Origin of the sequence: Cellulomonas avistercoris, from assembly GCF_014836445.1 — a bacterium.
Classification (GTDB): domain Bacteria; phylum Actinomycetota; class Actinomycetes; order Actinomycetales; family Cellulomonadaceae; genus Cellulomonas; species Cellulomonas avistercoris.
Genome location: NZ_JACSQV010000003.1, coordinates 131990 through 155138 on the forward strand (window position 1 = coordinate 131990; position 23149 = coordinate 155138).

22 protein-coding genes and 1 pseudogene are annotated in these 23149 nt (G+C 74.0%); 16 read left to right on the forward strand and 7 right to left on the reverse strand.

Going from position 1 to position 23149, the window contains the following annotated elements; translation table 11 throughout:
* Window positions 1–43: 43 nt before the first annotated feature.
* From H9657_RS05135 to H9657_RS05145, 3 genes are all read right to left on the reverse strand, one after another.
* Entirely contained in the window at window positions 44–3826 is a 3783-nt protein-coding gene (locus H9657_RS05135; RefSeq protein WP_191781025.1) for a multifunctional oxoglutarate decarboxylase/oxoglutarate dehydrogenase thiamine pyrophosphate-binding subunit/dihydrolipoyllysine-residue succinyltransferase subunit, read from the reverse strand.
* Window positions 3827–4014: 188 nt separating this feature from the next.
* Complete coding sequence (locus tag H9657_RS05140; protein WP_191781027.1) at window positions 4015–5130, reverse strand: HAMP domain-containing sensor histidine kinase; 1116 nt, start codon at window positions 5128–5130, stop codon at window positions 4015–4017.
* On the reverse strand, window positions 5127–5882 hold the full coding sequence (locus H9657_RS05145) for a response regulator transcription factor (RefSeq protein WP_191781029.1): 756 nt from the start codon (window positions 5880–5882) through the stop codon (window positions 5127–5129). The genes H9657_RS05140 and H9657_RS05145 overlap by 4 nt, the downstream gene beginning before the upstream one ends.
* Window positions 5883–6135: 253 nt before the next feature.
* On the opposite strand from H9657_RS05145, the gene H9657_RS05150 reads away from it, so the two are divergent.
* The 3 genes from H9657_RS05150 (at window position 6136) to H9657_RS19550 (ending at window position 9583) form a co-directional block, all read left to right on the forward strand.
* A complete protein-coding gene (locus H9657_RS05150) occupies window positions 6136–7452 on the forward strand; it encodes a hemolysin family protein (protein WP_191781031.1) in 1317 nt (438 codons plus the stop codon).
* Complete coding sequence (locus H9657_RS05155) at window positions 7452–8498, forward strand: hemolysin family protein (RefSeq protein ID WP_191781033.1); 1047 nt, start codon at window positions 7452–7454, stop codon at window positions 8496–8498. The genes H9657_RS05150 and H9657_RS05155 overlap by 1 nt, the downstream gene beginning before the upstream one ends.
* 236 nt (window positions 8499–8734) lie before the next feature.
* A complete protein-coding gene (locus tag H9657_RS19550; protein WP_191781035.1) occupies window positions 8735–9583 on the forward strand; it encodes a M15 family metallopeptidase in 849 nt (282 codons plus the stop codon).
* Between the two features lie 57 nt (window positions 9584–9640).
* Here H9657_RS19550 and H9657_RS05165 read toward each other — a convergent pair whose 3' ends face one another.
* Complete coding sequence (locus tag H9657_RS05165; protein ID WP_191781037.1) at window positions 9641–10549, reverse strand: aldose 1-epimerase family protein; 909 nt, start codon at window positions 10547–10549, stop codon at window positions 9641–9643.
* An 80-nt stretch (window positions 10550–10629) separates the two neighbouring features.
* Complete coding sequence (locus H9657_RS05170; RefSeq protein ID WP_191781039.1) at window positions 10630–10962, reverse strand: SelT/SelW/SelH family protein; 333 nt, start codon at window positions 10960–10962, stop codon at window positions 10630–10632.
* Window positions 10963–11068: 106 nt separating this feature from the next.
* Here H9657_RS05170 and H9657_RS05175 point away from each other — a divergent pair, with 106 nt between their 5' ends.
* From H9657_RS05175 to H9657_RS05210, 8 genes are all read left to right on the forward strand, one after another.
* Window positions 11069–12532 carry a serine hydrolase domain-containing protein gene (locus H9657_RS05175; RefSeq protein WP_191781041.1) on the forward strand — a complete coding sequence of 488 codons (1464 nt, stop codon included), beginning with the start codon at window positions 11069–11071 and terminating at the stop codon, window positions 12530–12532.
* Between the two features lie 131 nt (window positions 12533–12663).
* A complete protein-coding gene (locus H9657_RS05180; protein WP_191781319.1) occupies window positions 12664–13887 on the forward strand; it encodes a CpaF family protein in 1224 nt (407 codons plus the stop codon).
* A 3-nt stretch (window positions 13888–13890) separates the two neighbouring features.
* Window positions 13891–14751, forward strand: coding sequence for a type II secretion system F family protein (locus H9657_RS05185; RefSeq protein WP_191781043.1), 861 nt, complete (start codon window positions 13891–13893; stop codon window positions 14749–14751).
* Window positions 14748–15677 (forward strand): type II secretion system F family protein, encoded by a 930-nt coding sequence (locus H9657_RS05190; protein WP_191781045.1) that lies wholly within the window; start codon window positions 14748–14750, stop codon window positions 15675–15677. Before H9657_RS05185 ends, H9657_RS05190 begins: the two co-directional genes overlap by 4 nt.
* Window positions 15678–15740: 63 nt before the next feature.
* Complete coding sequence (locus H9657_RS05195) at window positions 15741–15950, forward strand: hypothetical protein (protein WP_191781047.1); 210 nt, start codon at window positions 15741–15743, stop codon at window positions 15948–15950.
* 41 nt (window positions 15951–15991) lie between these two features.
* Window positions 15992–16342, forward strand: a complete 351-nt coding sequence (locus tag H9657_RS05200) for a TadE/TadG family type IV pilus assembly protein (RefSeq protein WP_318241323.1) — start codon at window positions 15992–15994, stop codon at window positions 16340–16342.
* A complete protein-coding gene (locus H9657_RS05205; RefSeq protein WP_404813138.1) occupies window positions 16339–16824 on the forward strand; it encodes a pilus assembly protein in 486 nt (161 codons plus the stop codon). The genes H9657_RS05200 and H9657_RS05205 overlap by 4 nt, the downstream gene beginning before the upstream one ends.
* Window positions 16821–17327 carry a pilus assembly protein TadG-related protein gene (locus H9657_RS05210; protein ID WP_318241306.1) on the forward strand — a complete coding sequence of 169 codons (507 nt, stop codon included), beginning with the start codon at window positions 16821–16823 and terminating at the stop codon, window positions 17325–17327. Before H9657_RS05205 ends, H9657_RS05210 begins: the two co-directional genes overlap by 4 nt.
* Before the next feature lie 38 nt (window positions 17328–17365).
* On the opposite strand, the gene H9657_RS05215 is transcribed toward H9657_RS05210, so the two are convergent.
* Window positions 17366–18430: a LacI family DNA-binding transcriptional regulator gene (locus tag H9657_RS05215; RefSeq protein WP_191781049.1), complete on the reverse strand. Its 1065-nt coding sequence runs from the start codon at window positions 18428–18430 to the stop codon at window positions 17366–17368.
* Window positions 18431–18503: 73 nt separating this feature from the next.
* Window positions 18504–18749, reverse strand: coding sequence for a hypothetical protein (locus H9657_RS05220; RefSeq protein WP_191781051.1), 246 nt, complete (start codon window positions 18747–18749; stop codon window positions 18504–18506).
* 167 nt (window positions 18750–18916) lie between these two features.
* Between H9657_RS05220 and H9657_RS05225 the strand changes: the two genes are divergently transcribed.
* From H9657_RS05225 to H9657_RS18925, 5 genes and pseudogenes are all read left to right on the forward strand, one after another.
* Window positions 18917–19801 carry a universal stress protein gene (locus tag H9657_RS05225; RefSeq protein WP_191781053.1) on the forward strand — a complete coding sequence of 295 codons (885 nt, stop codon included), beginning with the start codon at window positions 18917–18919 and terminating at the stop codon, window positions 19799–19801.
* A gap of 39 nt (window positions 19802–19840) precedes the next feature.
* Complete coding sequence (prfB, locus tag H9657_RS05230) at window positions 19841–20956, forward strand: peptide chain release factor 2 (RefSeq protein ID WP_191781055.1); 1116 nt, start codon at window positions 19841–19843, stop codon at window positions 20954–20956.
* A 209-nt stretch (window positions 20957–21165) separates the two neighbouring features.
* Complete coding sequence (ftsE, locus tag H9657_RS05235; protein WP_191781057.1) at window positions 21166–21855, forward strand: cell division ATP-binding protein FtsE; 690 nt, start codon at window positions 21166–21168, stop codon at window positions 21853–21855.
* A 12-nt stretch (window positions 21856–21867) separates the two neighbouring features.
* Window positions 21868–22782 (forward strand): permease-like cell division protein FtsX, encoded by a 915-nt coding sequence (gene ftsX / locus H9657_RS05240; RefSeq protein ID WP_191781059.1) that lies wholly within the window; start codon window positions 21868–21870, stop codon window positions 22780–22782.
* Window positions 22783–22784: 2 nt separating this feature from the next.
* Window positions 22785–23149, forward strand: a pseudogene (locus H9657_RS18925) (hypothetical protein); the annotation flags it as partial.

A 23149-nucleotide genomic window follows, 5' to 3' on the forward strand; every position in this document is an offset into this window, starting at 1 on the left:
CGGCTCCCCTGCGGGAGTGCGGTCCGGCCCCGTGGGCGTCGGCTCAGCGCTCGAAGGCCGCCTCGATCAGCGCCTTCTGCTCGACGGCGTGCTTCTTGGCCGACCCGGCCGCGGGCGAGGCGGACTCGGGGCGGGAGACCACCCGCACGTCGCGCCCGACGATCTGCGGCAGGTGCGTGGACATGAACGTCCACGGCCCCTGGTTGCGCGGCTCGTCCTGCACCCACACCAGCTCCGCGTCGCCGTACGGCGCGAGCGCCTCGGCGATCGCGTCTGGCTCCAGCGGGTAGAGCTGCTCGAACCGCACGATCGCGGTCTGCTGGTCACCCGAGGACACGCGCTGCGCCAGCAGGTCCCAGTAGACCTTGCCCGAGCAGAGCAGCACGCGAGAGACCTGGTCGGCCTTGGCCGCCGCGAGGTCGTCGCCGACCACGGTCCGGAACGTGCCCGTCGTGAAGTCCTGCACGTCCGACGTCGCCGCCTTGAGGCGCAGCATCGACTTGGGCGTGAACACCACGAGCGGGCGGCGCGGGCGCTGGTACGCCTGACGACGCAGCAGGTGGAAGTGCGACGCGGGCGACGACGGCTGCGCGATCGTCATGTTGTCCTCGGCCGCGAGCTGCAGGAACCGCTCGATCCGGGCCGACGAGTGGTCCGGTCCCTGGCCCTCGTAGCCGTGCGGCAGCAGCAGCACGACCGACGAGCGCTGCGCCCACTTCTGCTGGGCGGAGGAGATGAACTCGTCGATGACGGTCTGCGCGCCGTTGACGAAGTCGCCGAACTGCGCCTCCCACAGCACCAGCGCGTCCGGGCGCTCCACCGAGTAGCCGTACTCGAAGCCGAGCGCGGCGTACTCCGACAGCGAGGAGTCGTAGACCCAGAACTTGGCCTGGTCGCCCGACAGGTACAGCAGCGGGGTCCACTCGGCGCCCGTCTCGCGGTCGTGCAGCACCGCGTGGCGCTGCACGAACGTGCCGCGACGCGAGTCCTGACCGGCCAGGCGCACCGGCGTGCCCTCGATGAGCAGCGAGCCGAACGCGAGGATCTCGCCGTAGCCCCAGTCGATGCCGCCGTCCCGGCTCATGCGCTCGCGCTTCTCCAGGAGCTGCGCGAGCTTCGGGTGGACCGTGAAGCCCTCGGGCGGGCTCACGTGCGCCTGCCCGATGCGCTGCAGCACGGAGGCGGGCACCGCGGTCTGCCAGCCGACCATGACGCCGGCGTCCTCCTGCTGGGACTCCGGGCGCTCGAGACCGGCGACGGTCTCGACGTCCGCCGGCGGCGGCGTCCAGCCGTCCTCGCGCGTCTCGCTGAACACCCGCTCGAGCTGCGACTGGTAGTCGCGCAGGGCCTGCTCGGCCTCCTCGATCGTGATGTCACCGCGCGCCACGAGGGTCTCGGTGTAGATCTTGCGCACCGAGCGCTTGGCCTCGATGAGGTTGTACATGAGCGGCTGGGTCATCGACGGGTCGTCGCCCTCGTTGTGCCCGCGGCGGCGGTAGCAGACCAGGTCGATGATGACGTCGCGGTCGAACTGCTCGCGGTACTCGAACGCGAGCTCGGCGACGCGCACCACGGCCTCGGGGTCGTCCCCGTTGACGTGGAAGATCGGGACCTGCAGGCCCTTCGCCACGTCGGTGGCGTACTGCGACGAGCGCGACGACGACGGGCCCGTGGTGAACCCGACCTGGTTGTTGACGATCACGTGGATCGTGCCGCCCGTGCGGTAGCCGCGCAGCTGTGACAGGTTCAGCGTCTCGAACACCACGCCCTGACCGGCGAACGCCGCGTCGCCGTGGATGAGGATCGGCAGCACCGAGAAGCCGTCACCACCGAGGTCGATGAGGTCCTGCTTGGCGCGCACGATGCCCTCGAGGACCGGGTCGACGGCCTCGAGGTGCGACGGGTTGGCCGCGAGGTAGACGTCGGTCGTCGCACCGGACTCCGCCGTGAACACGCCCTCCGTGCCCAGGTGGTACTTCACGTCCCCGGAGCCCTGGACCGACTTGGGGTCCTGGTTGCCCTCGAACTCGCTGAAGATCTGCCCGTAGGACTTGCCGGCGATGTTCGCCAGCACGTTGAGCCGCCCGCGGTGGGCCATGCCGATGCCGACCTCGTCGAGGCCGCCGTTGGCCGCGCGCGACAGAATCGCGTCGAGCAGCGGGATGAGGGACTCGCCGCCCTCGAGCGAGAACCGCTTCTGGCCCACGAACTTGGTCTGCAGGAACGTCTCGAACGCCTCGGCGGCGTTGAGACGGCGCAGGATCCGCAGCTGGTCCTCACGCGGGGTGCGTGCGTAGCCGGCCTCCAGGCGCTCCTGCAGCCAACGACGCTGGCGGGGGTCCTGCAGGTGCATGTACTCGGCGCCCACGGTGCGGCAGTACGAGTCGCGCAGCAGGCCCAGGACGTCACGCAGCGTCGCACGCGACTTGCCGGTGAAGCCGCCGGTGGGGAACGTGCGGTCCAGGTCCCACAGCGTCAGGCCGTGGTTCTGCACGTCGAGGTCGGGGTGCTTGCGCTGGCGGTAGGCCAACGGGTCGGTCTCCGCCATGAGGTGCCCGCGCGAGCGGTACGCGTGGATGAGCTCGGCGATGCGCGCGGGCTTGATCGCCTCGGCGTCGGGGTCGTGGTTGGCGTCACGGACCCAGCGCACGGGCTCGTAGGGCACGCGCAGCGCCGCGAAGACGCGGTCGTAGAAGCCGTCCTCGCCCAGCAGCTTGCGCGAGAGGATCCGCAGGAAGTCGCCCGACTGCGCGCCCTGGATGATGCGGTGGTCGTAGGTCGACGTGATCGTCAGGACCTTCGAGACGCCCATCCGGTTGAGCTGCTCGTCCGACGTCCCGGCGAACTCCGCGGGGTAGTCCATCGCGCCGACGCCGACGATCGTGCCCTGGCCCTGCATGAGGCGCGGCACCGAGTGGACCGTGCCGATGGTGCCCGGGTTCGTCAGCGAGATCGAGGTGCCGGCGAAGTCCTCGACCGTGAGCTTGTTGTTGCGCGCGCGGCGCACGACGTCCTCGTAGGCCGTCCAGAACTGCGCGAAGTCGAGCGTCTCGGCCTTCTTGATCGAGGGCACGAGCAGCTGGCGCGTGCCGTCGGGCTTGGCCAGGTCGATCGCGAGGCCCAGGTTGACGTGGGCGGGCGTCAGGACGCCCGGCTTGCCGTCGACGAGCGTGTACGACGCGTTCATCGCGGGCATCTCGCGCACGGCCTCGACCAGCGCGAAGCCGATGAGGTGCGTGAACGACACCTTGCCGCCGCGACCGCGCGAGAGGTGGTTGTTGACGACGATGCGGTTGTCGACCATGAGCTTGGCCGGCACGGCGCGCACCGACGTGGCGGTCGGGACCTCGAGCGACGACTCCATGTTCGTCACGACGCGGGCCGCCGGTCCGCGCAGCCGCTGCACGTCGTCGACGGGCTGGACGTCAGGCGTGTCGCTCCGGCGCGTCGCGACCTCGGCGTACGGCGCGGTGGCGGGCTGCGCCGTCGCGACCGGCGAGGGCGTCACCTCGACGGTGCGGGCGCCAGCTCGCTCGGCCGGCGCGGGCGTGGCCGGCCGCGCGGCGCCGTCGCCCGAGGGCGCGGCCGCAGCAGGGGGTGCGGGTGCCGCCGGCGGGGGCGGGGAGGGCGCGGGGTCGCCCGGCGGGGACGCGTCGCCGTTGGTCGCGGCCCCCGTCGTCTCGGGCTTGTAGCCCTCGAAGAAGTCCCACCATGCGGGGTCCACCGCGTTGCGGTCCTTCTGGTACTGCTCGTACAGCTCGTCGACCAGCCACTCGTTCGCACCGAAGTCGGCACGGGTGGAGTCTGACTGCGCGTTCTGCGTCACGCTGGGATCGCCCACTTCCGGTGCGCGGTGCACGGACCGCGCCATCGCCAGTTCTGTTGACGACAACACTACGTGCTCGGCGGCGGCGACCGCCCCTCGCGGCGCTCCGGCGGACGTGATCTGTGCAGCCTCTTCACCCCGCCGGCGGGCGGGGGTCAACGGCCCCTAAAGGCCGCCTGGGAGAGCGCTCAAGGACGGGTCCGCGGGAGCCCTCCGCGCCGGACCGGTCCGTCCGCCGGCAGCAGCACGCGCATCGTGCAGCCGGACGGCGAGTCGGCGACCGCGACCGAGCCGCCGTGCAGCTCGACGGCCCAGCGGACGATCGCGAGCCCCAGGCCGGTGCCGCCCGTCGAGCCCTGACCGGTCAGCGCGGGGGTGTTGCCGCGCACGAAGCGCTCGAACACGTGCGCGCGCTGGTCCCGCGCGATGCCCGGACCGCGGTCGACCACGTCGATCCGCACGTCGTGGCCGTCGCGGCGCGCGACCACGCGCACCTCCTCGTCCGGTGGGGAGTGGCGCGCGGCGTTCTGCAGGAGGTTCGCGACCACCTGGTGCAGGCGCTCGGGGTCGGCCGGGACCGTGAGGTCGGCCGGCTCGACGTCGACCGGGAAGCTCAGGTGCTTGTCCGCGCCCACGAGCGACGCCTCGTCGGCGGCCTGACGCAGCAGCTCGCCGACGTCGACCTCCTCGAGGCGCAGGTCCATCGCACCGGCCTCGACCCGCGACAGGTCGAGCAGCGACGACACGAGGCGCGAGAGCCGCTCGGTCTGCGCGAGCGCGACCTGGAGCGTGGCCGGGTCCGGCTCGCTGACGCCGTCGACCATGTTCTCGAGCACCGCCTGCAGCGCGGTGACGGGCGTGCGCAGCTCGTGCGACACGTTCGCGACGAGCTCGCGACGGAACGTGTCCAGCTGCTGCAGGTCGTCGGCCATGGTGTTGAACGCCTCGGCGAGCTGCCCGACCTCGTCACGGCTCGTCGAGCGCACGCGGCGGCTGTAGTCGCCGCCCGCCATGGCGCGCGCCGCCTCCGTCATCTCCCGCAGGGGCGACGTCATGCCGCGCGCGAGGATCTGCGTGACCACGAGGGACAGCGCGATCGCCAGGGGCAGCGTGCGGCTCGGCCCCAGCGCCTGGCCGTAGCCCACCCAGATGACGAACGCGGCGAGCGTGACGGTCGCGGCGACCAGCACGCCCAGCTTGATCTTGATGCTGCGCAGCGGGTCGAGCGGGCGCACGTCCGGCAGGCGCCAGCGCTCGGAGTCGCCGCGGGCGTGCCGGGCGTGCGGCTCGGGCGCGGACGTCACGAGCTCCCGTCCGCGTCGTCGGCCGGGGCGTCGCCAGTCGGCTCGTAGGCGTAGCCGACCCCGTGCACCGTGCGGATCAGGTCGGGGCCGAGCTTGCGGCGCAGCGCCTTGATGTGCGAGTCGACCGTCCGGGTGCCGCTCGCGTCGACCCAGTCCCACACGTCGGCGAGCAGCCGCTCGCGCGTCAGGACGGTGCGGGGCGAGGACGCGAGGGTCAGCAGCAGGTCGAACTCGGTGGGCGTCAGGTGCACCTCGGTGCCCGCGCGCTGCACGCGTCGCTGCGCGCTGTCGATCGTCACGTCGCCCACCACGAGCGGCGGGTCGGGCTGCTGCACGGTCGCCAGCTCGGCCGCGCGCGCGGCGCGCTCCGTGCGGCGCAGCAGCACCTTCGTGCGGGCGACCAGCTCGCGCATCGAGAAGGGCTTGGTCATGTAGTCGTCCGCGCCCACGCCGAGCCCGACGAGCATGTCGGTCTCGTCGTCGCGCGCGGTGAGCATGAGGACCGGCACGGGCCGCTCGGCCTGGATCTGCCGGCAGACCTCGAGCCCGTCGATCCCCGGCAGCATGACGTCGAGCACGACGACGTCGGGCTGGAGCCGCGCCGCCGCGGCCACGCCGGCGTGGCCGTCGCCGACGGCCTCGACCGTCCAGCCCTCCGCGGTGAGACGGTGCACGATCGCCTGGGCGATCGCGGGCTCGTCCTCCACGACGAGAACGGTGGTGACACCCGGACGCGACACGGTGGTGACCATGGGGTCAGCGTGGCACACCGACCTGGCACGAGTCCCGGTGAGCACTCGGCAGGTCGGTGCGAGGTCCGTAGGATGTGCCCACCATGAGCAGCTCAAGTCGCTGCCGGCATCGCGTCCCGTCCCGCTCCCGCCGCGCCTCCGGCGCGGGCGCCGGAGCAGGCTCGGTCCCCCCGGGGCGCGAGACCGCCGGCCCACCCTCGTCATCCTCCGCAGCGGCGGAGGGCCACCGCGCGCCCCGGACCCGGGTGGTCGTGTGCTGACCGACTGGCTGCTCGTCGGGCTCGGCGTGCTCCTCACGGCGGGCACCGCGATCTTCGTCGCCGCCGAGTTCGCCCTCGTCACGCTCGACCCCGGCCTCGTGGAGCGCCGGACGGCCCCCGACGACGCCCGCGGCGCCTCGGTGCTGCAGGCACTGCGACGGCTGTCCACGCAGCTCTCGGGCGCGCAGGTCGGCATCACGGTCACCACCGTGCTGCTCGGCTACACGACGCAGCCGGCCGTCGTCCGGCTGCTGGGCGTGCCGCTCGAGGCGACCGGCGCCGGCCGTGCCGTGGCAGGCGCGATCGCGGCCGTGCTCGCGCTCGTGCTGGTCAACGGTTTCTCGATGCTGTTCGGCGAGCTCGTCCCCAAGAACTTCGCGATCGCCCGTCCGCTGGGGACCGCGCGCGTCGTCGCGCCGCTGCAGCTCGGGTTCACCACCGCGCTGCGACCCGTCATCGCCGTCACCAACGGCACGGCCAACTCGCTGCTGCGGCGGGTGGGCGTCGAACCTCGCGAGGAGCTGTCGGGCGCCCGCTCACCCGCCGAGCTCGCGTCCCTCGTGCGCCGCTCGGCGGCCCAGGGCACGCTCGACCAGGCCACGGCCACCCTGCTGACCAACTCGATCGACTTCTCGACCCTCACGGCCGTCGACGTGATGACGGACCGCACGCGTCTGGTCGTCGTGCGCCGCGACGACTCGGCCGCCGACGTCATGGCCCTGGCCCGCCAGACGGGCCACTCGCGCTTCCCGGTGATCGGCGACTCGGTCGACGACGTGGTCGGGCTCGTGCACCTGCGCAAGGTCATGGCCGTGCCCCACGACCGGCGCGCCGAGGTGCCCGCCGCCGCGCTCATGGTCGAGGCGCCCCGCGTGCCCGAGACCGTCGGGCTCGGCCCGCTCCTCGTCGACCTGCGCGCGCAGGGCCTGCAGATGGCGGTCGTCGTCGACGAGTACGGCGGCACGTCCGGTGCCGTGACGCTCGAGGACGTCGTGGAGGAGCTGGTGGGGGAGGTGGCCGACGAGCACGACCGCACGCGCGGCCAGCTGGCCCGCCAGGCGGACGGCTCGTGGGTGCTGCCCGGCGTCATCCGGCCCGACGAGCTGCACGAGGCGACCGCGCTGCGCGTCCCCGAGGACGGCCCCTGGGAGACCGTGGGCGGGCTCCTCATGGCCCGGCTCGGCCGGGTGCCCGTGGAGGGCGACGAGATCCTCGAGGGACGCGTCAGCCTGCGGGTCGAGCGCATGGACGGCCGTCGCGTCGAGCGTGTCCTCGTCCGCGAGCTGCAGGACGAGGGGGGTGAGGCGTGATGGACAGCACCGTCGCGCTCGTCCTGGCCGTCGTCCTGCTCGCGGCCAACGCCTTCTTCGTCGGCGCCGAGTTCGCGATCATGTCCGCGCGGCGCTCGTCGGTCGAGCCGCTCGCCGAGGCGGGCGACCGCCGGGCCGTCACCGTGCTGTGGGCCATGGAGCACGTCTCGCTCATGCTCGCGGCGGCGCAGCTCGGGATCACCGTGTGCTCGACGAGCCTGGGCCTGGTCGCCGAGCCGGCGATCGCGCACCTCATCGAGACCCCGCTGCACGCGCTGGGCGTCCCCGACGCGTTCACGCACCCCATCGCCTTCGTGCTCGCGCTGCTCGTCGTCGTGTACCTGCACGTCGTGCTGGGCGAGATGGTGCCCAAGAACCTGGCCGTGTCGGGGCCCGACCGTGCCGTGCTGCTGTTCGGCCCGCCCCTCGTGTGGGTCGCGCGCGTCCTGCGGCCCGTGATCGTCGTGCTCAACTGGCTCGCGAACCATGTGCTGCGGGCGTTCCGCGTCGAGCCGCAGGACGAGGTCGCCTCGGCGTTCACGGCGCAGGAGGTCCAGTCGATCGTCGAGCGCTCGCAGGCCGAGGGCCTGCTGGCCGACGAGCAGGGCCTGCTCGCGGGTGCCATCGAGTTCTCGGACCGGACGGCCGCCGAGGTCATGGTCCCGGTCGACGACCTCGTGACGGTCGACGCGGCCAGCACGCCCGACGACATCGAGCACCTCGTCGGCCGGACCGGCTTCAGCCGGTTCGTCGTCCTCGACGGCGACGGCCGGCCGACCGGCTACCTGCACATCAAGGACGTCCTGTACGCGGACGACACGACGCGCACCCTGCCCGTCCCGTCGTGGCGCGTGCGCACGCTCGCCGTGGTGGGGCCGCAGGACGAGGTGGAGACCGCGCTGGAGGCCATGCAGCGCTCGGGGTCGCACCTCGCGCGGGTCGACGACGCGCAGGGACGTGCGACGGGGGTCGTCTTCCTCGAGGACATCCTCGAGGAGCTCGTGGGCGAGGTCCGCGACGCGATGCAGCGGGGCCAGCTGCGGTGAGGTCAAGGGGGTGCAGGGCGCACCCCGAACGCTCCGCGGACGCCCCGGGTTGTGGGCCGTCCGGTGGAGGATCGGTGAACGCGCGGCGTGTCGGACGGCGTGTCGCCCCGGGTGCCCGATTCGGGACGGGTCTGTGACGTGGCCGGGTCTTGGAGAGGGCACCCACATCCCGTTATGGTTCCGTGACCGCATCGGGGGGGACCGATGTCACGCGGGACGAGTGAGGCGGAGGTGTCGTGGGATCCCACCGAGCGGAGCCGACGACACGCGCGCGCCGGGACCGGCAGCAGCGCACCGACGCGCCCCCGGTCCCCGTGGCCGCCGCCCCCGTCGTCGAGGGCCTGAGCGCCCCGGCCGCGGACGCACCGCGCCGCCGCTCCACCCGCGTGCTCGGACGCACCGGTGTGCTGGCCGCGCTCGTGGCCGTCACGGTCGTCGTCCCCATCTCGCAGGGCGTCGCGGACGGTGACATCGTCGTCGGCGAGCCCCAGGTCGACGCGAGCCTGCCCTCGACGGTCACGGCGCTGACCGCCATCCCGCTGTCCGACCTGCCGCCGACCCCGCTCGTCTCCGCCGACGGCGCCTCGCGCCTGCGCGCGCTCGCCGAGGTCTCGCGGGACGCCGAGCGGTCGGCCCTCCCGGGATGCGACGGCGGGGTGCGCGCCGCGGGCGCGAACGGCCTGCTCGCCACCAAGGACCTGTGCACGCTGTGGGACGGGCGCACGCAGATGCGCGCCGACGCGGCCGTCGCGCTCGCCGAGCTCAACGAGGCCCACGTCGCACGGTTCGGCACCGACATGTGCCTCACGTCGGGCTACCGGACGCTCGCGCAGCAGAAGGCCGTCAAGGCGGAGAAGGGCGGGATGGCCGCCACCCCGGGCAAGAGCAACCACGGCTGGGGCCTCGCGATGGACTTCTGCTCGATCCAGACCTCGGGTGCCCGCTGGACGTGGCTCAACGACAACGGCCCGACGTTCGGCTGGGAGCAGCCGAACTGGGCGGTCAAGGGCGGCTCCGGCCCCTTCGAGCCGTGGCACTGGGAGTACACCAAGGGCGTCAAGGCCGACGGCGAGTACTACGGCTGACGGACCGGCGGGCCCGCCGCAGCGGACCCACCGGTCACCAGGTTCGACCCACCGCGCTCAGCGCAGCGACAGGCCCCAGCGGACCTCGTGGGACGCGCCCGGTCCGAGCTCCACGAGCATCTCGCCCGTGCGGAACGCGTCCGCGACGCACGTCATCGGCTCGACGGCGACGCCGCGGCGCTCGATGCCCGGGATCCCGTCGCCCGTGCAGACCTGCCACGCGGGCAGGGTCGCGTCCGCCCACACGGCGACCGTGCGGCCGTCGCCGCCCGTGAGCGTCGCCCACGTCAGGCCGTCGGCGTCGGGCGTCGCGTCGACCCAGGCGTCGTCGAGGGCGACGCCCGCGAGCGCGCGACCCTCGCGCAGGTCGAAGCTGCCGGCGACCGCCTCGGTGCCGGTCGGCAGCAGCCGCTCGTCGACCGTCACGCGACGCGCGGCGTCGAGCCGGAGCGTGCACGCGTCGACGGGGCCGGGCCCGGGGGAGAGCCACGGGTGGAACCCGATGCCGTACGGCGCCACACCCGTGCCGAGGTTGGTCGCCTCGACCGTGACGGTCAGACCGTCCTGCGCCAGCGCGTACGTGACGTCGAGGCGCAGCGGCCAGGGGTACCCCGGGATCGGGACCAGGTCGTGCCGCAGCGTCACGGACTCCGGCGTCACGTCCACGGCCTCGAAGCGGGCGTAGGACACCAGGCCGTGCAGGGCCGTGAGGCGCTCGTGCTCGGTCAGCGGCACCTCGTAGGTGACGTCGCGGAAGCGGTAGGTCGCGTCGCGCAGCCGGTTGGGCCACGGGGCGAGCACACCACCGGAGAAGGCGGGCGCGATCGCGTCGACCGCGAAGGGCAGGACGACGTCGCGGTCGCCCACGCGGTACTCGCGCAGGCTCGCGGCGACGGACGTGACGACGGCGACCTGGTCACCGTGCCGCAGCACGTGCTGGTCACCTGTGGGGGAGGGCGTGTTCACGTGCACAACCTATCCGGGGTGCGCGTCCTCGCCGGGGGACCCGCCGCGACGGGCGCGCGCGGTGTGCCCGTCGGCCGAGGTCAGAGGCTGGGGACGTCCTCGTCGGGGACCGCGCGCGCCCCGGCCTTGACGTCGGAGTGGCCCAGGGGCCTGTCCGGTGCGACGCGGTCGCGGACGAGCTGCTTGAGCGTCGTCACCTCGGGGAAGCCGCGCCCGTCCGAGCGGTCCCAGATCGTCTCGCCGTCGACCTCGACCGTGAAGACGCCGCCGGTCGCGGGCCGCAGCGCGACCTCGCCGAGCTCGCGGTGGAAGGTCGTCAGCAGCTCCTGCGCGTACCAGGCGGCCCGCAGCAGCCAGCGGCACTGGGTGCAGTAGGTGATGGTGACGCGCGGCTGCGGGTCGTCGGCACTCATGGCGTCAGTCTCCCGCACGCGCGCGAGGACCGGCCGTCCGGGGGAAGTCCCGCGACGTGCCGCCGTGCCTGCCCCGCGACCGGCGCCGTCCGGCGATGATGCGGGCATGACGCACCCCTCCGAGGCCCGCGACCTGCCCCGACGCGCACCCGAGGAGGTCGGCGTGCCGTCGGCCGCGCTCCTCGCGCTCGTCGACGCCCTCGACGCGCACGACGAGACCCACTCCGTCATGGTCGTCCGGCGGGGCGCCGTCGTGGCCGAGGGCTGGTGGGCGCCGTACGGCCCGGACCTGCCGCACGACCTGTACTCCCTGTCGAAGACCGTCACCGCGATCGCGGTCGGGCTCGCCCGCCAGGAGGGGCTGCTCACCTTCGACGACCCGGTCCTGTCGTTCTTCGGCGACGAGGCGCCCGACGAGCCCTCGCCGCACCTCGCCGCGATGCGGGTGCGCCACCTCCTGACGATGCGCACCGGCCACCACGAGGACGCGAGCGCGCGCACCTTCGCGGGGGACGACTTCGTCCGGGCGTTCCTGTCGCTGCCCGTCGAGCACGAGCCGGGGAGCTGGTTCGTCTACAACACCGCGGCCACCTACATGCTGTCGGCGATCGTCACCCGGCTCACCGGGCAGCGGCTGCTCGACTACCTGCGGCCGCGCCTGCTTGAGCCGCTCGGGATCACGGGCGCGACGTGGGAGCAGTGCCCGCGGGGCATCGACATGGGCGGGTTCGGCCTGACGCTGCGCACGCGCGACATCGCGGCGCTGGGGGTGCTGCTCGCGCAGGACGGCGTGGTCGACGGCGTGCGGCTCCTGCCCGCGGGCTGGGTGGCCGAGGCCACGGCCGACGGTGGTCCGTCGTTGCCCGAGCAGGACGGCGACGGCCCGCCGGAGTGGCACCAGGGCTACGGCTACCAGCTGTGGCGCTGCCGCCACGGGGCCTTCCGCGGTGACGGCGCGTTCGGCCAGTTCTGCGTCGTGGTGCCCGAGCACGACCTCGTCGTGGCGATGACGTCGGGGGACGCCGACATGCAGGGCGTCCTGGACCGCGTGTGGGACCTGCTGCCGCACCTGTCGCCCGACGCGCTGCCGTCCGACCCGGTCGCGCACGCGGCGCTGGTGGGGCGGCTCGCGGGCCTCGCGCACCCGGCGCCCGCCGGGACCGTGGGCGAGGGGGTCGGCGCGCTGGCCGGGCGTGACCTCGTGCTCGAGCGCCCCGTCGGGCTCGTGCACGGCGTGCGGATCGAGGTCGGGCCCGACGAGGACACCCTCGTCGTGCGCACGCCCGACGGTGACGTCACGCTCCGGGCCGGCCACGGCGACTGGGCGGCCCAGACGGTGACGCTGCCGAGCGGGCACGGCGGCCCGCCGCGCGACCTGCTCACGCTGGTGTCCGCGGACCGTCCCGAGGCCGGCGCGTACCGGGTGACGGTGCGCGCCGTGACCACGCCGTTCCGGTGGACGGCGACGGTGCGGGTCGCGTCCGACGGCACCGCGACGCTCGCGGCCGAGCAGAACGTGGGCTACGGCGTCACGGCGTCGGGGGAGGTCCCGCTGCGCGCTCACGGGTGACGCGTGTCGCTCGTCCGTTCTGTCCTGTGGACGAAGCCCCACGCGGGCCCCGGTGATGCCCTACCGTCACACCCGAAACGGACGAACCCGACATCGGTCGGGTGCATCGGGCAGCGGGAGCGGGGGTGGACGTGGACGGCGTGGCGATCCTCGAGAGCGAGGTCCGCGAGCTGATCCGGCGCCGCGGCGTGGACCCCGTGCGCGACCGTGCGGGCGTCGTCGCGCTGGTGCACGCGGCCATGGCGGACTACGACGAGCGCTCGCTGCTGGGCTCGGTCCCGCAGCTGGCCGACACCGCCGCGGCGCACAAGGCGGTCGTGGACGCGGTGGCCGGGCTGGGCCCGCTGCAGCGCTACCTCGACGACGACGAGGTCGAGGAGATCTGGATCAACTCCCCGTCGCAGGTCTTCGTCGCCCGGCGTGGCGAGCCCGAGCTGACGACGACGATCCTGACCGACGCGCAGGTGCGCGACCTCGTCGAGCAGATGCTCAAGGTCTCCGGGCGCCGGCTGGACCTGTCCAGCCCGTTCGTCGACGCGTCCCTGCCGGGCGGTGAGCGCCTGCACGCCGTGATCCCCGACGTCACGCGGCGGCACTGGTCGGTCAACATCCGCAAGTACGTCGTGCGCGCGACGAGCATGCAGGACATGGTGGGCCTCGGGTCGCTGACCCCGCAGGCCGCCGCGTTCCTGCAGGCCGCGGTCCGCGTCGGTCTCAACGTGCTGGTCTCCGGGGCGACGCAGGCGGGCAAGACGACCATGCTCAACGCGCTGGTCGGCGCGGTGCCGCCGCGCGAGCGGGTCATCAGCTGCGAGGAGGTCTTCGAGCTGCGGCCCGCGGTCCGGGACTGGGTCGCGATGCAGACGCGGCAGGCGAACTTGGAGGGCACCGGCGAGATCACGCTGCGGCGCCTGGTCAAGGAGGCGCTGCGGATGCGTCCCGACCGGCTGCTCGTCGGCGAGGTCCGTGAGGCCGAGGCGCTCGACCTGCTCATCGCCCTCAACAGCGGCGTGCCGGCCATGTGCACGATCCACGCGAGCTCGGCGCGTGAGGCGCTGGTCAAGCTCTGCACGCTCCCGCTGCTCGCGGGCGAGAACATCTCCGACCGGTTCGTCGTGCCCACCGTCGCGTCGTCGGTCGACCTGGTCGTGCACCTCGAGCTCGACGCGCGCGGGCGCCGCCGTACCCGGGAGATCGTCGCCGTGCCCGGACGCGTCGAGGCCGGCATCGTCGAGACCGCCGACCTGTTCACGACGCGGGGCGGGGTGCTGGTCCGCGGCGACGGGTTCCCGCCGCACGCCGAGCGCTTCGCGCGTGCCGGTGTCGACGTCGTCGCCATGCTGCGGCAGGCCTGACCCATGGGCGTCGTCGTGGGGCTGCTGCTGGGGGCCGGGCTCGCGTGCGTGTGGTGGTCGTGGTGGCCGCTCGCCGTGCCCGTGGACGGTGCGCGCGACGGCTGGTCGGCGCGCATGCACGACACCCTGACGCAGGCCGAGGTCACGGGCGTGAGCCCCGGCGGCCTCGTCGCCGTCAGCGGTCTGCTCGGGCTCGTCGTCGCTGCGGTGTCGTTCCTCCTGGTGCCCGTGCCCGCGGTGAGCCTGTGCTTCGGCGCGTTCGCCGCGACCGCACCGTGGACCCTCGTGAAGGGCCGTGCCCGCCGCCGGCTCGCGAGCACGCGCGAGCTGTGGCCCGACGTGGTGGACCACCTCGCGTCCGGCGTGCGGGCCGGGCTGTCCCTGCCGGAGGCGGTCGCCCAGCTGGGTGACCGCGGCCCGGCGGAGCTGCGGGCACCCTTCCGCAGGTTCGGCGAGGACTACCGCGCCACCGGCCGGTTCACCGACAGCCTCGACGCCCTGAAGGACCGGCTCGCCGACCCGGTCGCCGACCGCATCATCGAGGCGCTGCGGCTCACGCGCGACGTCGGCGGCACCGACCTCGGGCGCCTGCTGCGCACGCTGTCGTCCTTCCTGCGCGACGACCTGCGCACGCGCGGCGAGATCGAGGCCCGCCAGGGCTGGACCGTGTACGCGGCCCGGATGGCGGTCGCGGCGCCCTGGATCGTGCTCGCCATGCTCGGCACCCGGGGTGAGGCGATCCGCGCGTACGACTCGCCGGCGGGGGCCGTGGTCCTGCTCGCGGGAGCAGCGAGCACCGTCATCGCCTACCGGCTGATGCTGCGCGTCGCGCGCCTGCCCGACGACCCGCGGGTGCTGCGGTGAGCCCGGGGCTCGCGGGAGCGCTCATCGGGCTGCTGGGCGGGTGCGGGATCGTGCTCGTCCTGCTCCGGCTGCGCGCGCGGCGGATCACCCTGGAGCAGCGTGTCGGCCCGTACCTGCGCACGCGGGGCACGTCCTCGCTGCTGCGCACCGAGGCGGTGCGAGGACCCTGGGGGACGGTCGAACGGCTCGCCGCACCCTTCCTCGCCGACGGCGTACGCCTCGTGGCGCGCATCGGGTCGCCCGCCGGTGAGCTGCGGCACCGGCTGTCGCGCGCCGGCCGCACCGAGACCGTGGAGCAGTTCCGTGCCCAGCAGGTGGTCTGCGGCGTCGTCGGGCTCGCGGTGGGGCTGCTCCTCGCCGTCACGCTCGCGGCGACCCGCGGCGGCGGGCTCGTCCCGCTGGTCGCGCTGGTCCTCGTCGTCGGCCTGGTCGGCGCACTCGCGCCGGACTGGCTGCTGGGCCGGCAGGTCGCACGCCGGGAGGCGCGGCTGCTCGCGCAGATGCCGACCGTCACCGAGCTGCTCGCGCTCGCCGTGAGCGCCGGGGAGGGGGCCACGGGTGCGCTCGAGCGCGTCGTGCGCCAGACGCGCGGCGAGCTCGCCGACGAGCTCGCGCGCACGCTGGCCGACGCCCGTGCCGGTGCGCCGCTGACGACCGCGCTGCAGTCGCTCGCCGACCGGACCGGCATCCCCGCGCTCGCGCGCTTCGCCGAGGGTGTCGCGGTCGCGGTCGAGCGCGGCTCGCCGCTCGCCGACGTGCTGCGCGCCCAGGCGCAGGACGTGCGCGAGGAGGGGCGCCGCGCGCTCATGCAGACCGGCGGGCGCAAGGAGGTGCTCATGATGGTCCCGGTGGTGTTCCTCATCCTCCCGGTGACCGTCCTGTTCGCCGTCTTCCCCAGCGCGGTGGTCCTGCGGGTGGGGCTGTGACCCCGGCCGTGACGCACGGGGAGGCGCCGACCGGCGTGCTCCCGACGACGACGGAGGTCGACGATGAGGTTCGTGGTTCGGACGTGGTGCGCGCTCGCGCAGTGGGCGGCAGCGCCGCAGGACGACAGGGACCGCGGGGACGTGCCCGGCTGGGTGCTCGTCACGCTGATGACCGCCGGCCTGGTCTCGGTGCTCTGGTTCGTGGCGGGCGACGCGCTGCAGAAGCTCTTCGTCGACGCGATCTCGGACGTCAGCCCGCGCTCCGGCACCTGACCCGACCGGCGGCGACGGACGCCCCGGAGCGCGGGTCCGCGATCGTCGACTTCACGCTGGTCGGCGGGCTCGTGGTCGTGCTGTTCGCCTCGGTGCTGCAGCTCGCGCTCGTCCAGCACGTGCGCAACACGTGCGTCGACGCGGCGGCGGAGGGCGCACGCTACGCCGCTCAGGTGGGACGCGCACCGGCGGACGGTGCGCAGCGCACCGCGGACCTCCTGCGGGCCTCGCTCGCCGAGCGCTACGCCGGGGACGTCACGGCACGCCGGGTCGACGCCGCGGGGCTCGCGCTCGTCGAGGTGACCGTGCGCGTGCCGCTGCCCGTGGTCGGGCTGCTCGGGCCCGGCGGTGTCATGGAGCTCGACGGGCACGCACCCGTGGAGCAGCCGTGACCGGGTCGGTGCGCCGCGTGCGGCGGTGGTGGCTAGGACTGGGTGAGCGGTCCGACCGGGACGGTGGCAGCGCGCTCGTCGAGTTCCTCGGCATCTCGCTGGTCCTGCTCGTCCCGACGGTCTACCTCGTGCTCGTGCTGGGACGGATCCAGGCCGCGACGTTCGCGGTGGAAGGGGCGGCGCGCGAGGCTGCTCGCGTCTACGTCGCCGCCGACGACGCCGCCCAGGGCGCGTCGCGCGCGGTGACCGCGGTCGGGATCGCGCTCGCGGACCAGGGCTTCGAGGACGACCCGGCCGGTGCGCTCGACGTGCGCTGCTCGGCGGACCCGTGCCTGACCCCCGGTGCCGAGGTCGCCGCCACCGTGCAGGTGCGGGTCCCGCTGCCGTTCGTGCCGACCTTCGTGCGTGACGTCGTCCCGCTCGAGGTGCCGGTGACCGCGGAGCGGGTCGCACCCGTCGACACCTACCGGGTCGCGCGGTGAGGCGCGCGTGGCCCGTGCGTCGCCGCGCGGTGCGGGACGACGGCCGGGCGCGGGACGACGGCCGGGCGCGGGACGACGGCCAGGTGATGATCCTGTCCCTCGGGTTCGGCGTGGTCGCGATCCTGCTGGTCCTGGTCATCGCGGCCGCCACCGGCGTGCACCTCGACCGCAAGCGGCTGCTGGCGGTGGCCGACCTCGCGGCGCTGTCCGCCGCGGACCAGGTGAGCACCACGTACTTCGGCGAGGCCCAGAGCCGCGCCTCCGGCGGCATCCCGCTGACCGACGCCTCGGTCCGCGCCGCGGTCGAGGAGTACGTGCGCGACCACCCCGAGCCCGCCGCACGCTGGGACGGGGTCCGTGTGCTCGAGGCCACGACGCCGGACGGGCGCTCCGCCGTCGTCCGGCTGGGTGCGGTGACGCGCCCGCCGCTCGTGACGTGGGTGCTGGCGCCGTGGAGCGACGGGATCGAGCTGGTCGTCGAGGCGAGCGCCCGCGCGTCCTGACCGTCGCGCGGCCGAGCGCGGCGGCGGGACCTGCGAGCTCAGTGCGCTGCTGGTCCGGTGCTGCCGCGCACCACGAGCTCCACCGGCAGCACCACCGTGCCCGGGACGGGGGAGGGCTCGTCCTCGCGCGTGCCCGCGAGGACGTCGGACAGCGCGCGTGCCGCGAGGCGGCCCTTGGCCTCGACGTCCTGGCGGACCGTGGTGAGCGCCGGGGTCACCGACCGCGCGAGCAGCGAGTCGTCGAAACCGACGACGGACAGGTCGCGCGGGACGTCGAGACCCGCCTCCTGCGCGGCACGCACGAGCGCCGCCGCCATCAGGTCGGAGAAGCAGACGACGCCCGTGGGGCGGTACGGGTCCGCCAGCAGCGCCCGCACGCCGGCGTCGACGTCGTCGGGGTGGTTGTTCGCGAGCTCGTACACGCGGGCCGGCAGGCCCGCCGCCTCGAGCGCGGTGACGGCACCCGAGGTGCGCTCGCGGGCGACGTGGCTGGCGTTCTCGGACACCGGGGTGGTCCGCCAGCCCGGGGTGCGACGGGCCGGGTCCGCGGTCAGCACGACGATGTCGCGGTGCCCCAGCGCCGTGAGGTGCGTGACGGCCAGCCGCCCGCCTGCCGCGTCGTCCACGAGGATCCCGGGACTGCCGGGCAGCGGGAGCTGGTCGACGAAGACGAGCGGCAGACGGCGCAGCGTGAGCCAGCGCAGGGCCTCGGGCTCCTCGGCGCAGCCGTAGACGACGGCGCCGTCGACCGGGAGGTCGCGTGCGTGCAGGTGACCGCCCACCGCGGCCGCCGGCACGAGCGACACGGCCAGCCCCGTCGGCGCGAGCTCCTCGGCCAGCGCGCCGAAGAACGCTGCCGCGGCGGGGTCGCGGAACGCCGCGCCGAGCGCGTCGGTGAGCACGACGCCGACGGCACCCGTGGACCGGCGGGCGAGCGCCCGCGCCGTGGGGTGCGGGCCCGCGTACCCCAGCTCGGTGGCGGTCGCGAGGATGCGCTCGCGCAGGGCTCCCGACAGCTGGTCCGGGCGCGAGAACGCGTTCGACACGGTCATGCGGCTGACGCCCACGGCGTCGGCGACGGTCTGCAGGGTCACGCGCTCCATGGCGTCCCGACCTCCTGGCTCCTGCCACGTCTGCCGGCCCGTGAGCCGCGGACCACGGGCAGCGGCGGGTCCGTCACCGGGCGGGGTGGCCGAAGCGGTGGGGGTCCGGCCGCAGCGCGTCGCCGGCGCGGTGCACTCCGCGGGTCACGGCGTGGCGCAGGTGCGGTGCGCGCTCCGGACGGGTGCGTCGCCGGCGCGCGCGTGCCTCGGCGCGCAGGTCACCCGCCGTCATCTCCACCACCGGTGCGTCGGGCCGGGCGCTGGTCGCCTGCAGCTGGGCTGCACGGATGCCGACGAAGGAGTTCCCGAAGCCGTACATCTGTCGTCGTCCCCTTCCTCTGTACCGCTCCAGTTCCGCACTCACCACGCTACGACGGGTGTCTGAACCGGTCAAGATCGCCTCGGCCACCCGCCTGCGCCGTCCGGTTGTCCTTCCTGCCGAGCGGCGGGACGATCAGGGCGTCACCGAGCGTCGAGGAGGACGCCATGGAGGGGCACGTGGTCGCGGGGTACGACGGGTCGCCGGAGGCGGTGACGGCGGTGCGGTGGGCGGCAGGGTCCGCGAAGCGGCTGGGTGTGCCGCTGCACGTCGTCCACGTGTGGGGCCTCGCCGGGCACCTGGACGCACCGCCGCTGAGCGCGGCGTCCGCGTACGTGCGGTCCGGTGCGCAGGAGGTCGCGGACGAGGGCGCCGAGGTCGCGCGCCTCGCGGAGCCCGGCGTCGAGGTGGTCGCCGTCCTCGACGACGGTCCGCCGGCGCGCGCGCTCGTGCGGCGGGCGGAGGGTGCCGTGCTCATCGTGCTGGGCCGGCACGGCTCGGCCCGGCTGTCCGGCGTGCTGCTGGGGTCCGTCGCGCTCGGCACGGTGCAGCACGCGCCGTGCCCGGTCGTCGTCGTCCCCAGGACGCAGGTGGACCCCGCGGCCACCGACCTGGTCGTCGTCGGTGTGGACGGCTCGGCCCACTCCCTGGGGGCCGTCGACGCTGCCGGTCGCTACGCGACGGGCGCCGGTGCGCGCCTGCGGGTCGTGGCCTGCTGGCAGGAGCCGACGCGCGGCCGCTCGCTCGCGGGCTGGTTGCGCGAGAACCCCGGCGTGCCGCTCGCGGACCTCGCGCGGACGCGTGCCGAGGAGGCCGTCGACGCGGCTGTGGCGCGGCTCCGCGAGCAGCGCCCCGAGGTGCAGGTGGAGCGGGTCGTGGAGGAGGGGCCGGCGCCGCACGTCCTGGCGCGGCACGCCGAGAAGGCCGACCTGCTGGTGGTCGGCACGCGCGGGCGCGGCGGGTTCGCGGGGCTCGTGCTGGGCTCCGTGAGCCAGTGGCTCGTGGCGCGGGCGTCGTGCCCGGTCCTGGTCTCGCGCGCCGCACCGGACTGACGGGGGCGGGGCCGCGGGGAGCGGGTAACCTGGTCGGTCGTGGCCACCACCGACTTCCCCGCCGAGCTCCGCCAGCTGCGCACCACGCTGGAGTCGATCGAGACGGTGAGCGACCCGACCGCTCTCGAGGCGAAGATCGCGCTGCTCTCCGACCAGGCCTCGGTGCCGAACCTGTGGGACGACCCCGACGAGGGTCAGAAGGTGACGAGCGCGCTGTCCGCCGCGCAGTCCGAGCTGGAGCGGGTCAACCGGCTCCGCTCGCGCATCGACGACCTCGAGACCCTGGTCGAGATGGCGTCCGAGGAGAACGACGAGGACACCCTCGCCGAGGCCGAGGCCGAGCTCGTCGGCATCCGCAAGGACCTGGGCGAGCTCGAGGTCCGGACCCTGCTGGCCGGCCCGTACGACCAGCGCGACGCCGTCGTGACGATCCGCGCGGGGGCCGGCGGCGTCGACGCGGCCGACTTCGCCGAGATGCTGCTGCGCATGTACCTGCGCTGGGCCGAGCGTCACGGGTACACCACGACGGTGCTCGACACCTCCTACGCCGAGGAGGCCGGCCTCAAGAGCGCGACCTTCGAGGTCAAGACGCCCTACGCGTTCGGCCACCTGTCGGTCGAGGCCGGGACGCACCGCCTCGTGCGCATCTCGCCGTTCGACAACCAGGGGCGTCGCCAGACCTCCTTCGCGGCCGTCGAGGTCATCCCGCTCATCGAGCAGACGGACTCGGTCGACATCCCCGAGTCCGAGATCAAGGTCGACGTCTTCCGCTCGTCCGGCCCCGGTGGGCAGTCCGTCAACACGACGGACTCCGCCGTCCGCATGACGCACATCCCCACGGGCATCGTCGTGTCCATGCAGAACGAGAAGTCGCAGATCCAGAACCGCGCCGCCGCGCTGCGCGTCCTGCAGTCCCGGCTGCTCCTGCAGCGCCAGGAGGAGGAGCGGGCCGCCAAGAAGGAGATGGCCGGCGACGTCAAGGCGAGCTGGGGCGACCAGATGCGCTCCTACGTCCTGCAGCCGTACCAGATGGTCAAGGACCTGCGCACCGAGCACGAGGTCGGCAACCCGTCGGCCGTCTTCGACGGTGAGATCGACGACTTCATCGAGGCCGGCGTCCGCTGGCGGCGCGCGCAGCAGGGCCTGGACGACTGACGCCGGGCCGCACCGCGCGGCAGCGTCGGGCGGGTGCGCGGGGACGGACCGGGACGACCCGGACACTGGTTCACGAGACCGCCGATTCACAGGGGTGCGGGCGGCGTGTCCTGCCCTCGTCCGGGTGGCGACCTTCCTACCCTCGATGAGGCCCGCGGCCTGCGGGCGGCCACGGGTACGCCCGGGGGCAGGACGAGGCGAGGTCGGCTGTGATCCGGTTCGAGAACGTGACGAAGGTCTACGCGCGCGGTGCTCGGCCCGCGCTGGACCGGGTGTCGCTCGACGTCGAACGCGGTGAGTTCGTGTTCCTGGTCGGGGCCTCCGGGTCCGGCAAGTCGACCTTCCTGCGGCTCGTCATGCGCGAGGAGCGGGCGTCGGCGGGCAAGGTGTTCGTCGCCGGCAAGGAGCTCGGCACGCTGTCGAGCTGGAAGGTCCCGCACCTGCGCCGGCAGATCGGCGCCGTGTTCCAGGACTTCCGCCTGCTGCCCACCAAGTCCGTGTTCGAGAACGTCGCGTTCGCCCTGCAGGTGATCGGCAAGCCGCGGCACCACATCCTGACGACCGTGCCGGACGTCCTCGACATGGTCGGTCTGGCCGGCAAGGAGAAGCGGCGCCCGCACGAGCTGTCGGGAGGCGAGCAGCAGCGCGTCGCCATCGCCCGCGCCTTCGTCAACCGGCCGTCGATCCTGCTGGCCGACGAGCCCACCGGCAACCTCGACCCGACGACGTCCCTGGGGATCATGCGCCTGCTCGACCGGATCAACCGCACCGGCACGACCGTGGTGATGGCCACCCACGACGACGAGATCGTCGACCAGATGCGCAAGCGCGTCATCGAGCTGAGCACGGGCGAGATGGTGCGCGACCAGTCGCGCGGCGTCTACGGCTCGGACCGCTGAGGGGACCGGCAGATGCGCGCCCAGTTCATCCTCTCCGAGATCGGCATCGGCCTGCGCCGGAACCTGTCGATGACGATCTCCGTCGTCCTCGTGACGTTCGTGTGCCTGACGTTCCTCGGCGCTGCGGCGCTGCTGCAGGCGCAGATCGACAAGATGAAGGACGACTGGTACGACAAGGTCGAGGTCTCGGTCTTCCTGTGCCCGGCGAACTCCGCCGCCCCGACGTGCGCGGCCGGTGAAGTCACGCAGGAGCAGCGCGACGACATCCTCGCTGCCCTCGAGGCGCCGCAGGTCGACGCCTTCGTCCAGGAGATCTACCCGGAGTCCAAGGAGCAGGCCTTCGAGGCCTTCCAGCGGCAGTTCGGCGACCAGTTCTGGGCGTCGGCCGCCACCGCGGACGACATGAACGCGTCCCTGCGCATCAAGCTGAGCGACCCCGAGCAGTACCAGGTGGTCGCCGACGTGGTCTCGGGTCGTCCGGGCGTGGAGTCCGTCGAGGACCAGCGCCGGCTGTTCGACAACCTGTTCCTCGTGCTCGACCGTGCGACGTGGGCGGCGGGTGGGCTGGCGGCAATCATGCTGCTCGCGGCCGTGCTGCTCATCACCACGACCATCCGGCTCTCCGCCCTGAGCCGTAAGCGCGAGACCGGCATCATGCGGCTCGTCGGCGCCTCGACGCTGTTCATCCAGCTGCCGTTCATGCTCGAGGGCGTCATCGCCGCGACGCTGGGCGCCGCGCTCGCGATCGGTGGGCTGTGGCTGGGCGTGGAGTACCTCGTGACCGACTGGCTGGGGAAGTCGGTCACCTGGATCCCGTACGTCGGCACGTCCGACGTCCTGGCGGTCGCGCCCCTGCTGGTCCTCGTGGCGTTCGTCCTCGCCGCGATCTCATCCCTGGTCACCCTGAGCCGATACACGAAGGTATGACCATGCGTCGAACCGACCGCACGTCGCCCACCGTCGCCCGCCGGCACCCGCTGCGGGCGCTCGTCGCGGTGCTGTCCGCACTGGCGGTCGCGCTGCCCGCGCTGCTCGTGGGTGCGGGCCCGGCGCTGGCCGACGACCTGTCGAACCGCCGCGCGGCCACCGAGAAGCGCGCCGCAGCGGCCGACCAGCGCGCGGCCGACCTCGCCGAGGCGATCGAGGAGCTCAGCGGGGAGCTGGCCGACGCCCTGTCGAAGCTCGCCGAGGTCGAGGCCCAGCTGCCCGTCGCGCAGGCGCGGCTCGACGAGGCCGTCGCCGCGGCGCAGGCCGCGCAGCGCGAGGCCGAGATCCTGGCGGCGCGGCTCCAGGC

What these genes read in the sequence shown, in the direction of transcription:
- H9657_RS05195 (WP_191781047.1), top strand. Translation starts at nt 15,741, where the DNA reads ATGAGGTTCGTGGTTCGGACGTGGTGCGCGCTCGCGCAGTGGGCGGCA.
- H9657_RS05155 (WP_191781033.1), top strand. Translation starts at nt 7,452, where the DNA reads ATGGACAGCACCGTCGCGCTCGTCCTGGCCGTCGTCCTGCTCGCGGCC.
- H9657_RS05175 (WP_191781041.1), top strand. Translation starts at nt 11,069, where the DNA reads ATGACGCACCCCTCCGAGGCCCGCGACCTGCCCCGACGCGCACCCGAG.
- H9657_RS05170 (WP_191781039.1), bottom strand. Translation starts at nt 10,962, where the DNA reads ATGAGTGCCGACGACCCGCAGCCGCGCGTCACCATCACCTACTGCACC.
- H9657_RS05215 (WP_191781049.1), bottom strand. Translation starts at nt 18,430, where the DNA reads ATGGAGCGCGTGACCCTGCAGACCGTCGCCGACGCCGTGGGCGTCAGC.
- ftsX (WP_191781059.1), top strand. Translation starts at nt 21,868, where the DNA reads ATGCGCGCCCAGTTCATCCTCTCCGAGATCGGCATCGGCCTGCGCCGG.
- H9657_RS05220 (WP_191781051.1), bottom strand. Translation starts at nt 18,749, where the DNA reads ATGTACGGCTTCGGGAACTCCTTCGTCGGCATCCGTGCAGCCCAGCTG.
- H9657_RS05145 (WP_191781029.1), bottom strand. Translation starts at nt 5,882, where the DNA reads ATGGTCACCACCGTGTCGCGTCCGGGTGTCACCACCGTTCTCGTCGTG.
- H9657_RS05225 (WP_191781053.1), top strand. Translation starts at nt 18,917, where the DNA reads ATGGAGGGGCACGTGGTCGCGGGGTACGACGGGTCGCCGGAGGCGGTG.
- H9657_RS05185 (WP_191781043.1), top strand. Translation starts at nt 13,891, where the DNA reads ATGGGCGTCGTCGTGGGGCTGCTGCTGGGGGCCGGGCTCGCGTGCGTG.